Source organism: Curtobacterium sp. 314Chir4.1, from assembly GCF_900215175.1.
Classification (GTDB): domain Bacteria; phylum Actinomycetota; class Actinomycetes; order Actinomycetales; family Microbacteriaceae; genus Curtobacterium; species Curtobacterium pusillum_A.
In genome coordinates, this window is sequence record NZ_OCMI01000003.1 from 136,582 (window position 1) to 149,718 (window position 13,137).

12 protein-coding genes are annotated in these 13,137 nt (G+C 71.0%); 7 read left to right on the forward strand and 5 right to left on the reverse strand.

The annotated features are described in order from the left end of the window. Window positions 1-60: 60 nt before the first annotated feature. A complete protein-coding gene (locus CRP27_RS09670) occupies window positions 61-318 on the reverse strand; it encodes a hypothetical protein (RefSeq protein ID WP_255257523.1) in 258 nt (85 codons plus the stop codon). A gap of 38 nt (window positions 319-356) precedes the next feature. After that, window positions 357-1,613 (reverse strand): inorganic phosphate transporter, encoded by a 1,257-nt coding sequence (locus CRP27_RS09675; RefSeq protein WP_255257524.1) that lies wholly within the window; start codon window positions 1,611-1,613, stop codon window positions 357-359. Window positions 1,614-1,730: 117 nt separating this feature from the next. Between CRP27_RS09675 and CRP27_RS09680 the strand changes: the two genes are divergently transcribed. The 3 genes from CRP27_RS09680 (at window position 1,731) to CRP27_RS09690 (ending at window position 5,700) form a co-directional block, all read left to right on the forward strand. Further along, window positions 1,731-3,419, forward strand: coding sequence for a sodium:proton antiporter (locus CRP27_RS09680; RefSeq protein ID WP_097180494.1), 1,689 nt, complete (start codon window positions 1,731-1,733; stop codon window positions 3,417-3,419). Window positions 3,420-3,533: 114 nt separating this feature from the next. Beyond that, a complete protein-coding gene (locus CRP27_RS09685; RefSeq protein ID WP_097180495.1) occupies window positions 3,534-5,210 on the forward strand; it encodes an ABC transporter permease in 1,677 nt (558 codons plus the stop codon). A gap of 205 nt (window positions 5,211-5,415) precedes the next feature. Beyond that, the gene (locus tag CRP27_RS09690) at window positions 5,416-5,700 is read left to right on the forward strand and encodes a hypothetical protein (protein WP_097180496.1); all 285 of its coding nucleotides are present in this window, start codon (window positions 5,416-5,418) and stop codon (window positions 5,698-5,700) included. Between the two features lie 22 nt (window positions 5,701-5,722). Here CRP27_RS09690 and CRP27_RS09695 read toward each other — a convergent pair whose 3' ends face one another. Then, window positions 5,723-6,307 (reverse strand): YbhB/YbcL family Raf kinase inhibitor-like protein, encoded by a 585-nt coding sequence (locus CRP27_RS09695; protein WP_097180497.1) that lies wholly within the window; start codon window positions 6,305-6,307, stop codon window positions 5,723-5,725. A gap of 17 nt (window positions 6,308-6,324) precedes the next feature. Further along, entirely contained in the window at window positions 6,325-6,858 is a 534-nt protein-coding gene (locus CRP27_RS09700) for an 8-oxo-dGTP diphosphatase (RefSeq protein WP_097180498.1), read from the reverse strand. A gap of 64 nt (window positions 6,859-6,922) precedes the next feature. Between CRP27_RS09700 and CRP27_RS09705 the strand changes: the two genes are divergently transcribed. Further along, the gene (locus tag CRP27_RS09705; protein ID WP_079238615.1) at window positions 6,923-7,273 is read left to right on the forward strand and encodes a tryptophan synthase subunit alpha; all 351 of its coding nucleotides are present in this window, start codon (window positions 6,923-6,925) and stop codon (window positions 7,271-7,273) included. Window positions 7,274-7,307: 34 nt separating this feature from the next. Further along, complete coding sequence (locus CRP27_RS09710; protein WP_097180499.1) at window positions 7,308-8,198, forward strand: aminodeoxychorismate lyase; 891 nt, start codon at window positions 7,308-7,310, stop codon at window positions 8,196-8,198. 271 nt (window positions 8,199-8,469) lie between these two features. On the opposite strand, the gene CRP27_RS09715 is transcribed toward CRP27_RS09710, so the two are convergent. Then, window positions 8,470-9,666, reverse strand: coding sequence for an amidohydrolase (locus tag CRP27_RS09715; protein ID WP_097180500.1), 1,197 nt, complete (start codon window positions 9,664-9,666; stop codon window positions 8,470-8,472). A 123-nt stretch (window positions 9,667-9,789) separates the two neighbouring features. Here CRP27_RS09715 and CRP27_RS09720 point away from each other — a divergent pair, with 123 nt between their 5' ends. Beyond that, entirely contained in the window at window positions 9,790-10,983 is a 1,194-nt protein-coding gene (locus CRP27_RS09720; protein ID WP_176505545.1) for a Fic family protein, read from the forward strand. Continuing rightward, entirely contained in the window at window positions 10,980-13,118 is a 2,139-nt protein-coding gene (locus tag CRP27_RS09725) for a S9 family peptidase (RefSeq protein WP_097181006.1), read from the forward strand. The genes CRP27_RS09720 and CRP27_RS09725 overlap by 4 nt, the downstream gene beginning before the upstream one ends. Window positions 13,119-13,137 lie beyond the last annotated feature (19 nt).

Here is a 13,137-nt window from a genome sequence, read left to right on the forward strand (position 1 = left end):
TGCGGGCCGGCACCGCGCCTCCAGGCCGTCAGGGGGTCGCGCCCAGGGCGCGCACCGCCGTCAGTGGAACTGCGGGACGATCAGGTAGATGCCGTAGAGCACGGCTGCGCCGGAGACGACGAAGCAGGCGATGGACAGCGTCCGGAACCAGCGCACCGCGGCCGTGACGTTCGAGGGGTGCGGGAACCCGACGGTGGCCGGGCCGATCGTGCCGTCGTCCTTCACGGTGAACTTGCCGGCGCGGGTGTCGGCGGCGCTCCAGAAGCGCAGGCCGATCGAGTACACGGTGACCACGAAGCACGCGCCGATCAGTGACACGATCGCGACCGTAAGGAACGCGAACCAGTCGATGCCCATCAGCGACGACCTCCCTTGCGGCCGGCCATCCGGCGGAGCGTGCGCTCCCGGCTCAGCTCGGCACGGCGTGCGGCGACGGTCTCGGCGCGCTTCTTGCGCTGCAGGTCGCGGAGCTCCTTGCGGGTGAAGACCGCGTTCGCGGCGACGTCGACCTCGATCGCGGCGGCCTGCTCGTGCGGCTTCCGGAGCGACCAGAGGTACAGGCCGAGGATCACGGCGGCACCGACGAGCGCGTCGATGACCAGACCGGTCACTCCGAGACGCGCGATGCCCGAGGCCACCGCGCCGACCGCTGCCGCTGCCGGCAGGGTGATGAACCAGGCGATGACGATCTTGCCGGCCGTCGACCACTGGATCTTCGAACCGCGGCGACCGAGCCCGGCACCGATGATCGAGCCGGAGGACACCTGCGTGGTCGAGAGCGCGAAGCCGAGGTGGCTCGACGCCAGGATCGTCGCGGCGGTGGACGCCTCGGCCGCGAAGCCCTGCGTCGCGCGGATCTCGGTGATGCCCGAGCCGAGGGTCCGGATGATGCGCCAGCCACCGGTGTAGGTGCCGAGGGCGATCGCGAGCGCACAGGCGACGACGACCCAGAACTGTACGCCCTGGTTCGACGACTGAGCACCCGAGGCGATCAGCGTGAGGGTGATGACACCCATCGTCTTCTGCGCGTCGTTCGTGCCGTGCGCGAGCGACACCATCGAGCTCGTGAAGATCTGGCCGATCCGGAAGCCGCCGCGCTCGTTCGGGAACACCGGGCGCTTCGTGATCCGGTAGGCGATGCGCGTCGACAGGAAGGACACCAGCGCGGCGATGACCGGCGACAGGAAGGCGGGGATGATCACGACCGTCAGCAGGGCCGCGTAGTTCACGGCGTTGAACCCGGCACCCACGATCGCGGCACCGATGAGCCCGCCGAACAGCGCGTGCGAGGACGACGACGGCAGCCCGCGCAGCCACGTGATCATGTTCCAGACGACCGCGCCGATGAGGCCCGCGAAGATCATCTCGGGCGAGATCGCGACGCCACCGGGCCCCTCGTTGATCAGGCCGTGCGAGATCGACGTCGCGACGGCGGTGCTGAGGAACGCGCCGACGAGGTTGAGCACCGCGGCGACCGTGACCGCCACCTTGGGCTTCATGGCCCCGGTGGCGATCGGTGTCGCCATCGCGTTGGCGGTGTCGTGAAAACCGTTTGTGAAGTCGAAGAAGAGGGCCAACGCGATGACCAGGACGACTATGAGTGTGATGTCCACCGCGGGCCAGTGTTCCCCATGAGGCACCTCCAGGGCAAACCCTCCCGGACACCTGCCGTTCATGTCGCCTTCGGAGTCGTTCAGGTTCGGAACCATTCCGATGGGAGAATGGACGCCATGGACACCGTCGAGCTCCTCATCCTGTTGGTCGGATCGCTCGCGGTGACCGGGTTCGCACGGGCGAAGGGGCTGCCCGCTCCACTGCTCGTGACCGCGGTCGCACTCGCGGCGTCCTTCCTGCCCGGACTCCCGCCGATCGAGATCGACTCTGAGGTCATCCTGACGCTGATCCTGCCGCCGCTGCTCTACTCGGCGGCGCTCGACGTGTCGTGGCAGAGCTTCCGGCAGTCGATCAAGCAGATCCGCCGACTCGGCATCTTCCTCGTGATCATCACGGCGCTGGCGGTCGGCCTCGCGGCGTACATCATCATCCCGGACATGGACTGGCCCGCGGCGATCCTGCTCGGCGCGATCGTCGCCCCGCCGGACGCCGTGTCCGCCGCCGCGATCGGCCGGAAGCTCGGGCTCCCCCGACGGGTGATGACGGTGCTGTCCGGCGAGAGCCTCATCAACGACGCGGCGTCGCTCACGCTCGTGCGGGTGTTCACGCTGATCGCCGCCGGCACCTCGCTGACGATCTGGCAGGACCTCGGCATCTTCGGCCTCGCGATCGGCGTCGGCCTGGCCGTCGGCATCGTCCTCGGCGTCGCGGTGCACTGGATCCGGATGCGGATCAACGACCCCGTGGTCGAGACGATCATGAGCATCCTGCTGCCGTTCGTCGCGTACATCCTGGCCGAGCACCTCTCTGGCTCCGGCGTCATCGCGGTCGTCACCGCCGGGCTGTACATCGGCTACAACTCGCCGAAGGAGGGCTACGCCACCCGCCTGCAGGAGCGCCCGCTGTGGACGAGCATCGACGTCATCCTCGAGGGGTTCGTCTTCGCCCTCATCGGTCTGCAGCTCAACACCGTCGTGCAGGACCTCGTCGAGAGCGAGCGCAGCCTCGCGCAGACCCTCACCGCCGCCGCCGTCGTCCTGGTGGTGGTGATCCTCGTACGGCCCCTGTTCGTCTTCGAGTCGTACGTCCGGAACCGGTTCAACGGCCGCTGGTTCCGACCGTTGCGCGTGCGGTTGTCCCGCGGGCACCCGTCACTGCGGTGGATGCGCGGAACGGCCGAGCCGAAGCTCAACTGGCGGGAGCTCACGGTCATCTCGTGGACCGGCATGCGCGGCGTGGTCACCCTCGCCGCTGCGGTGTCCGTCGTCGCGAACCCCGTCGACATCAAGGCGCAGGACACCATCTTCGTCATCGCGTTCATCGTGACCGTCGGCACGCTCCTGCTGCAAGGACTGACGCTGCCGTTCGTGATCCGATCGCTCAAGGTGCAGGACCCCGCCGAGGGCGAGGAAGACATCCGCAGCGAGATGCGCCTCAACCAGCGCACGACCGAGGCGGCGATCGACATGCTCGAGCAGCGGCGCGCGCACTGGTCGGCGCAGTACGGCGACCAGGCGGTGGACTCCGTGGTGAACCGGCTGAAGGCCCGACTCGAACGGCAGGCCGAGACGTTCCGGCGCGACGCCGAGGAAGAGGAGGACGAGGAGCGGAACGCCCCGATGCGCCTCCGCGGTGCGCAGATCCAGGACATCCGGCGGGAGCTGCTCGACCGGCGTCGGGAGATCGTGCTCGAGGAACGCGAGAAGGGGAACCTCGACGAGGAGGTCATGCGTCGGGTGCTCGTGACGCTCGATGCGGAGGAGCTCGCGATGGACTCGGCGCAGGCCTCCCGCAGCCGGTCCTGAGCGAGAGGCCAGCCGCGACGGCCAGCGGCGGCCGGCCGCGAAGACGCCCCAGCGCGTGAGCGGCCCTCCGGGCGTATCCTGGCGGCCCGACCCAGAACAGGAGCGCAACGCCGAGTGAGCACGCCGCGGAACGACGTCCCCAGGAACAACGACCTCCCGGATCGTGACGGTGGGCCGAGGCAGAACTCCGCTCCGAAGCAGCGCGCGACGCGTCCCTCCACCCGTGGCGGATCGAGACCCCGCCGCGGCGCCCCGGTCGCCGGCACCCGCCCGAGCCGCACCGGCGGCGGAGGCAGCGGACGCGTCCGGCAGGCGCCCGTCCCGGAGCCGCAGCGGATCAGCCGCTACCGGCGCTGGTTCGGCACGCTCCACCCGTCGCTGCAGCTGATCGGCCTGCAGCTCTGGATGCCGCTCTTCTTCATCGTCGGCTTCTGCCTCTGCTACGTCTTCGCGTTCCACGCCCCGCACCCGCACGACGTCCCGATCGCCCTCGTCGGCAGCGACCCGTCCCTCGTCGCCGCCATGCAGAAGGCGCTGCCCGGCGAGTACCTCTTCCACACCTACGACTCCCTCGCCCAGGCGAAGCGCGACGTCCTCGCCGGCACGATGGCCGTGGCGTACGACCCGTCGACGAACGAGGTCTTCAAGGCGACGGCGCACCAGTTCCAGGTCGCCTCGCTCGTCCCGGTCGCCCTCAGCACGGTCCTGACCGGCATCGGGGTGGCGGCGCCGACCGTCACCGAGCTCGCGCCGCTCCCCGCCTGGGACGAGTACGGCACCGTCGCCATGTACGTCATGCTCGCGTGGTGCATCGGCGGCTACATGGTCGCGATGTTCATCGGCATCATGGGCGGCCCCCTCCGACACCGCACGCGCATGGCGGTCATCGTCGTCGGCGGCCTCGTCATCTCGCTCATCACGAACACGCTCGCCGGCCCGGTCGTCGGTGCGATCCACGGGCACTGGATCGAACTCGTCCTCATCGCCTGGGGCTGGATCGTCGCGATCGGCCTCGCCGTCAACGGGCTGAGCTACTTCGTCGGCCGGTTCATCGCCGCGCCGGCCATGATCTGCTTCGTCTTCCTGTCGATGCCGTCGTCGGGCGGCGCCTATCCGAAGTGGTTCATGCCGGAGCCGTTCGCGTGGCTCAACAACGTCGTCGTCGGCTCGAGCATGGTCGACATGATCAAGCACCAGATCTACGGCGTCGGCCCGTCGTACTCACGTGGCCTCATCACGATGGCCTGCTACGCCGGTGCCGGACTCGTGCTCATGTACTTCGGCAAGATGTGGTGGGAGCGTCGCCGCATCCGCGCCATCGTCACCGGCCGCACCACGATGTTCCAGGACGCCCAGACCGCCAACCGCGAGTTCCTCGGCACGCAGCGCGACGCCGAGCTCGAGCGCCACGGGCTGACCTCGACGGAGACCGGCACCCTCAGCGTGCTGCGCGACGCCGACTGGGAGGACGACCGCGCGAACGGCGACGTCTTCATGGGCGGGCGCGACGGCCTCGAGACCGAGTCCACGCCGACCGGGCGCATCCCCGTGGTGCGCGGTGCGGACCGCACCGGTCCGGCGCAGCGGTCCGGTCCCACGCGGGCCGGTTCCGGCGCGTCGCGGAGCCTGCGGAGCGACGTGACGGCCGAGCACGTGGGGGGAGGCGCGGGGACCGGCCCGCGGACCCGGCCCGTCCCCCGCGTGGACGGTTCCAGGGCCCCCGTCCGGTCCGACGCGTCGGGTCGCGACACGGACGACGGCCGTCCCCACGGTCGGCACGCGGACCGGTGACGCCGCGGGCCGCCCGCTGACGCCCGGTGTCCGACACCGCACGCGTCGATCGACGAGCGTGGTGTCGAACGGTACGAACGCATCGGGTGCGGGCGCATCCTCCGACACCGCACGCGTCGATCGACCGGCGTGACGTCGCACGATGCACGTGCATCGTCGACCGCCCGCGAGCGGTGACGTGTCGGGCCGCGAGTATCCTGGGGGCATGAACCCCCGCATCGCCTGGCACCGCGTCCTCGTCACCGTCGTCGTCGTGTTCCTCGTGCTGACGGTCGGCTTCTACGCGGCGAGCGTGTTCCTCGCACCCGCCGACGGCCGGAACGTCGCGGGCCTGTTCGTCGGCTGGGCGATGTTCGCCATGGTCGGCGCGATCGTGTTCGGCATCATCGACTTCTTCGTCCGCCCGCTCGGTGGCCGCAGCGGTGACGCCGAGGTGATGGCCGCTGCGGAGGAAGCCCGCACCGGGAGCACCCGCACCCAGACCCGCTGACCCGGCCCGCGGACGCGACGCCTCAGGCGATCTCGTACGTACCGTCGAGCCGTGCACGCGCCAGGACGTGCCCGGCCATGACGGCCCGCGCCTCGCTGAGCCGGAAGCCGGACGCGAGTTCCGTCGGACGATCGAGTGCGAAGAGCTGGAACACGTAGGCGTGCGCGCCGTGCGACGGGATCGGCATCGGGCCGGCGTACCCGCGGCGACCGAGCGGACCATGGCCGTGCCGGAGTCCGGGCACCGGCGCGGGATCGGTGAGCCCTCCCTCGACCAACCCCCGCGACTCCGGGTCGATGCCGGAGGTCAGCGCGTGCGTCGCCGGCTTCCGGAACGGGACGTCCGGGTCCTCGACGACCAGGACGAGTTCGCGCGTACCGGCCGGCGGCGCCGTCCACTCGAGCGGAGGCGAGACGTTCTCCCCACGCAGGCGTCCCCGGAACCGTGGCGGGATCGGAGCACCGTGGGCGAACGCCGGACTCGTCAGCGCGAAGGACGGGGTGGACGAGGGCTCCTCGCGTGCGGCGAGCGTCGGGTCCGCCCACACCAGGCTCCCCTCGCCGGCACGACGGTTCCGGAGCAGGAGGCCGATCGGGTTCTTGGGCATGCGGTGTCTCCTGTCGATCAGTCGGTGGTCGGCGGTTCGACCCCGGTACCGGTGTAGCCCGACACCGTCGCGTCGTCCTCGGCGAACGTGAAGCGCGCCCGGACCGATCCCCCGCCGAGCACCCCCGGCAGCCAGTACTTCGCGTCGTCCCACATCGCGTCGTACGGCACGGCGTCGACCGGGATCCACCGGGGTTCGAGTTCGTCGCTGCCCGACGGGCTGCCCTGCCAGCGGCGGCAGACGAAGACGTCCGAGACCTGGGACCAGGACGGACGGTACGGGAACCTGTAGTCCAACGTGCCCCGCGCCTCCAGGTCGTCCACCTCGATCCGCAAGCCGACCTCTTCGGCGACCTCGCGCACCGCGGTCTCGACCGCGGACTCCCCCGGCTCCCGCTTGCCGCCGGGGCCGACGAGGCGGCCCGTGCCGAGGCCTCGCCGCTTCTCGCCGAGGAGCACCTCGGGGCCCTCGGGGCCCTCGGGGCCGTCGCGTACCAGGTAGACGACGACCACGGCGGGGTGCTGGGACTTGCTCACGTCGCGCGGGTTCACGCGTCAAGTCTGGCCGAAGTTCTGGCGTAGGCTTTTTCCATGGCAGGCGTGCTGCGGGGGCATCATGGCTGAGTCCCGCAGGGCGGGGCGCAGCCTCGAAGTGCTGCGTGCCGAGGCCGCCGAGGAGATCTCGATGCTCGTCGAGCACCGCAGCCGCCAGGGCGAGGACCCGTGGGAGTTCATGCCGACGCTCCCCACCGTCGACGAGCAGGTCGTGCTCATCCTCCGCGCGGACGCCGTCGAGCTCGACGCCGCGATCGGGCAGCGGAATGCGCAGTGGTCCATGCACCCGGCGTCCGGTCAGGGCACCCGCCTCGGCGAGGAGTACCACCGCCTGCGCCGGATCGCCCTGCAGCACCCGGAGCTGACGCCGGCGGTGTGGAAGCTCCTGGGCGCCCTGCCCGAGGCCGGCTAGGTCGTTTCCGACCGGGCTGCGGTTGGATGGAGGCATGACCGAAACCGTCCTCGCCGTCCTGAACCAGCCCTCGCGCGACGCTGCACCGCACGACCCCGCCGCGGACGCCTTCACCTGGGCGAAGCCGCTCGAGGAGCACATCCAGGTGCAGGACCTCGGCATCACCCGCGGAGACGGCGTCTTCGAGACCATCACCGTGGTCGACGGACACCCGCAGGCCCTCGAAGCCCACCTCGCGCGGTTCGGCCGCTCGGCGGCGATGCTCGACCTGCCCGCGCCGGACGTCGACGCGTGGCGGCAGGCGATCGAAGCGGTCTGCGCCCGGGTCGACCCGGTGCGCGAGGCCTTCGTCAAGACCGTCCTCACCCGCGGTGTCGAGGGCACGGACCGCCCGACCGGCTGGGTGTACGGCGCCCCCTCCCCCGACTCGACCGCCGCCCGCACCGAGGGCATCTCCGTCGTCACGCTGGACCGCGGCTACCGACACGACGTCGAGCGCACGTCGCCGTGGCTGCTGCAGGGGGCGAAGACCCTGTCGTACGGCGTGAACATGGCGGCGCTGCGCGAGGCGGTCCGACGCGGTGCGGACGACGCAGTCTTCGTCTCGACCGACGGCTACGTGCTCGAGGGCACGCGCGCCAACCTGATCCTGTCGGTCGGCGGTCGGCTCGTGACGCCGCGCACCGACATCGGGATCCTCGCCGGCACTACGCAGGCGGACGTGTTCCGGTTCGCCGAGGAAGCGGGCATCGAGACCGCGTACGAGCTCGTCACGCTCGACGACTTCCATGCTGCGGACGCCGCCTGGCTCGTGTCGAGCGTGCGGCAGGCGGCGCCGATCCGTTCGGTGAACGGGACGCCCTGGTCCGTCGACGCGGAGCTCACGACGCGCATCAACGACTTCCTGCTGGCGCGCGAGGTCTGAGCGCGCGGGCCGCGGCACGGCGCGGCCCGGCGCGCGGCGTCTCGCCGCGTGTCGAGGCGTCTCGTCTCGTCGAGACGAGACGCAGCATCTGCCGCGAGACGCCCCGGGAGCCGCGAGACACCGCCCGAATCGGCGGTGTCTCGCGGCCGGAGCGGCGCCTCGCGCCGAGGGCGGCGTCTCGTCTCAGTGAGACGAGACGCGGTATGGGCCTGGAGGCGCGGGGCGGGACGTGCGCGCACGACGCGATCCGTGCCTCCAGGCCGGGCAGTCGCTACCAGCGCGGCGTGGTGACGCCGGTCCCGTCGGCCCACGCGAAGACGGACTTGCCGTCAATCCAGACGCGCATCGCGCGGCTGGTGGCGTCGAGCGGGTCGCCGTCCCAGAGGACGAGGTCGGCGTCGTAGCCCTCGGCGAGACGACCGACGCGGTCGCCGAACCCGAGGAACTCGGCCGGGTTCGTGGTGAGTGCCTCGAGCGCGGTCTGACGAGGCAGGCCTTCCTTGACCGCGGCGGTCGCCTGGTCGACGAGCATGTTGATGGGCACGACGGGGGCGTCCGTGGTGATCGCGACGCGGACGCCGGCGGCGGCGATCGTGGCCAGGTTCGGGATCCCGCGGTCGCGGAGCTCGACCTTCGAGCGGCTGGTGAAGAGCGGCCCGTAGATGACCGGGATGTCCTTCTCGGCGAGGACGTCCGCGATCTTGTGGGCCTCGGTGCCGTGGTTCACGACGAGGCGGTAGCCGAACTCCTCGGACAGGCGGATCGCGGTGGCGATGTCGTCGTGTCGGTGGGTGTGCTGGTCCCACACGAGCTCGCCGTCGAGGACGCGGACGAGCGTCTCCTTCGTGAGGTCGCGGGCGAACGGCTCGTCCTTCGCGGCAGCGGCGTCACGGGCGGCACGGTAGTTCTGGGCCTCGACGAAGGCGTCGCGGATGATCTTGGCGACGCCGAGGCGGGTGGACGGCGTCTGCCCCTTGCCGCCGTAGACGCGCTTCGGGTTCTCGCCGAGGGCGCTCTTGATGCTCACCGAGTCGGAGATGAGCTGCTCGTCGATCGTGCGGCCGCCCCACGTCTTGATCGCGACGCTCTGGCCGCCGATCGGGTTGCCGGAGCCGGGCTTGACGACGATCGAGGTGATGCCGCCGGCGAGGGCGTCGCGGAAGCCCTCGTCGTCGATGTCGATCGCGTCGATCGCACGGACGCCGGCCATGTTCGGGCCGGTCATCTCGTTCGTGTCGTTGCCCGCCTCGCCGTTGGCCTCCTCGTGGATGCCGACGTGGCCGTGCGCCTCGACGAAGCCGGGCACGAGCCACGCGCCGGCGGCGTCGACGACCTCGGCCCCGGGCGGCGGAGTGACGTCCGGGCCGAGGGCGGTGATGGTGCCGTCCTGGACGACGACCGTGCCGTCGAACTCGGGGGCGGAGACGGGGACCACGTGCGCGTTCGTGACGACGAAGGAGTTGCTCATGTCACCACGGTATCGAGGTGGGCCGACATCCCCGTCATGCATACAACATGCCGATTCCTGGCGCGCATGCGCTTCGTTCTCGTACCGTCACCGGTCGACGCCCACGCCATCCCCGGAGGAAGCATGCTGATCGCCGAGCACCCCTGGCCCGCACACACCACACGGACCGTGCCGTGGCGCAGCAGCGTCCGCCTCCCCCTCCCCGATCGACGGACGACCTCGATCAGCACCTCGATCCCGCCGTTCATCGCCGCGGCCACGTGGATCCCCGATCGGGACACCGAGGCGCTGCTCGACCGCGCGGCCAGGGCGCTCACGGACCTCGACACGCACCACGGAGCGGACCTCGTCGCGCTCGGCGGGGCGCTCGACCGGACCGAGGCGGTCGCGTCCTCCCGCATCGAGCAGGAACCGGCCAGCCTCGACGACGTCGCCCGTGCGGTGGTGGGCGTCCGAGCGAACACGAGCGCAGCGGCGGTGGTGCGCGCCGGGGACGCCATCCAGCGGCTGGTCTCGTCGGCTGGCTCGGGCACCATCACGCCGACGGCGGTGCTCGACGCCCACCGCGCGCTCATGCGGGACGATCCGGTCGACGGTCGGTACGCCGGCCGGTACCGCGATGTGCAGAACTGGGTCGGCGGGGGTGCGACACCCCGGCTCGCTCGCCACGTCCCGCCACCACCGGAACTCGTCCCGGCGCTCATGGACGACCTGTTCGCGTTCCTCCACCGGGACGACCTGCACCCCCTCGCGCAGGCCGCCATCGGGCATGCGCAGTTCGAGTCGATCCACCCCTTCACCGACGGCAACGGGCGGATCGGGCGGGCCCTGGTCGGCGCGGTCCTCCGTCGGCGCGGGCTCACCCGGGTGCTGACCCTGCCGATCGCCACGGCACTGGTCGCCGAGCAGGACCGGTACTTCTGGCACCTCGAGCGGTACCGGGACGGCCGGGTCGACGGGTGGGTCCGCGACCTCGCGATCGCCGTCGGGACCGTCTGCGACGAGGCCACCCTCACCGCACTGCTCCTCGCCGAGGCATCCGACGGGCTGGACCCGACGGTCCGCTCCGTCATCGGAGGCGATCCGGTCCTGACCGAGGAGCGCCTGGCGGACGGCCTCCGGGCGGTCGGGCTGCACGACGACGCGGCGGTCGACACCGTCGCCGAGGACCTGTGCCGGCGCGGCGTGCTCCGCGCCGTCACCGAACGCCGGCGCAACCGCGCGTGGGTGGTCGTCGAGATGGTGGACGAGCTCGCGGCGTTCGGCGATCGCGTCCGGGCCGCCGTCCTGCAGCGGGCGAATAGGGTGGGGTGGTGAGCAGCGAGCACGCCCAGGCCACCCCGCCCACCGCCGCCAAGCGGCCCGTGACACGGACCCACCACGGCATCGACTTCGTCGACGACTACGAGTGGTTGCGGGACAAGGAATCACCCGACACCCTGGACTACCTCGAGGCCGAGAACGCCCACACCGACGCAGCGACCGCGCACCTCGGTGCCCTGCGCGACCGGATCTTCACCGAGGTCAAGGACCGCGTGCAGGAGACCGATCTCTCCGTCCCGGTGCGGATGGGCGACTGGTGGTACTTCACGCGGACGTCGGAGGGCAGCCAGTACGGCGTCCACTGCCGTGCGCCGATCACCGGGCCCGACGACTGGACGCCGCCGACGGTGCTCGAGGGCGAGGCCACGCTGCCCGGCGAACACGTCGTCCTCGACGGCAACGCGCTCGCCGACGGGCACGACTTCTTCTCGCTCGGCACCTACGACATCAGCAACGACGGCACCCGGCTGGTGTACGGCATCGACGTCGAGGGTGACGAGCGGTACACCCTGCACGTGCGTGACCTGACGACCGGCGCCGACCTCGGCGACGAGATCCCGAACACGGGTGCCGGCGCGACCTTCGACCCGTCGGGTCGCTACGTGTTCTACCCGACCGTCGACGACTCCTGGCGACCGGACCGGATCTGGCGGCACACCGTCGGCAGCACCGCCGCCGAGGACGTCGTCGTATTCGAGGAGCCCGACGACCGCTACTGGGTCGGCGTGGGGGTCACCCGCTCGTCGCAGTACATCGTGATCGAGCTCGGGTCGAAGATCACCTCCGAGGCCCTCGTGCTCGACGCCGCCGACCCGACCGGCGAGTTCCAGGTCGTGTGGCCGCGGCGTGAGGGCGTCGAGTACGAGATCGAGCACGCGATCGTCGGCGGCAGCGACCGATTCCTCGTGCTCCACAACGACGGCGCCGAGAACTTCGAACTCGTCGACGTCCCGGCCGACGACCCGATGTCCGAGCGGGACCGTCGTGTGGTCGTCGCGCACCACACCGAGCGTCGGATCGAGTCGGTGGACGCGTTCGCCGGACACCTCGCGCTCGAGTACCGGTCCGAGGCCCTCCCCCGCGTCGCGATCATCCCGATCGAGGGCGACGGCTACGGTGACGCACACGAGGTCCCCTTCGACGAAGCCCTGTTCTCCGCCGGGCTCGGTGGGAACCCCGAGTGGGACCAGCCGACACTCCGCATCGGCTTCACCTCGTTCGTCACGCCGTCCGAGATCAGCGACCTCGACCTCGCGACCGGCGAGGTCACCGTCCTGAAGCGTCAGCCCGTCCTCGGGGGCTACGACCCTGCCGACTACGTGCAGGAGCGCGACTGGGCGACCGCGTCGGACGGCACGCGCGTGCCGATCTCGCTCGTCTGGCGTCGCGATGCCGTCGACACCGATCGCCCGGCACCCCTGCACCTGTACGGCTACGGGTCGTACGAGCACTCGATCGACCCGGGGTTCAGCGTGATGCGCCTCTCGATGCTCGACCGCGGCGTGGTCTTCGCGGTGGCTCACGTCCGCGGTGGTGGCGAGATGGGCCGGCACTGGTACGAGAACGGCAAGACCCTCACGAAGAAGAACACCTTCACCGACTTCGTGGCGGTCGCCGAGCACCTGATCGACTCCGGTCGGACCAGCGCCGAGCAACTCGTGGCCGAGGGCGGCAGCGCCGGTGGACTCCTCATGGGTGCGGTGGCGAACCTCGCTCCCGAACGGTTCGCGGGCATCCTCGCCGCGGTGCCCTTCGTCGACGCGCTGACCAGCATCCTCGACCCGGACCTCCCCCTCACCGTCATCGAGTGGGACGAGTGGGGCGATCCGCTGCACGACGCCGAGGTCTACCGCTACATGAGCGAGTACACCCCGTACGAGAACGTCCGGTCCGACGTGCAGTACCCGAAGATCCTCGCGGTGACCTCGATCAACGACACCCGCGTGCTCTACGTCGAGCCCGCGAAGTGGACGGCGAAGCTGCGAGAGGTCGGAGCACCCGTCCTGCTCAAGACCGAGATGGCCGCCGGACACGGTGGCGTCAGCGGTCGGTACGACTCGTGGAAGGAACGGGCGTTCGAGCTCGCGTGGCTGCTCGACGTCCTGGGGCTGGCGGACGAGTCCGCCTGACCAGCGGGCGTGCGGCGCG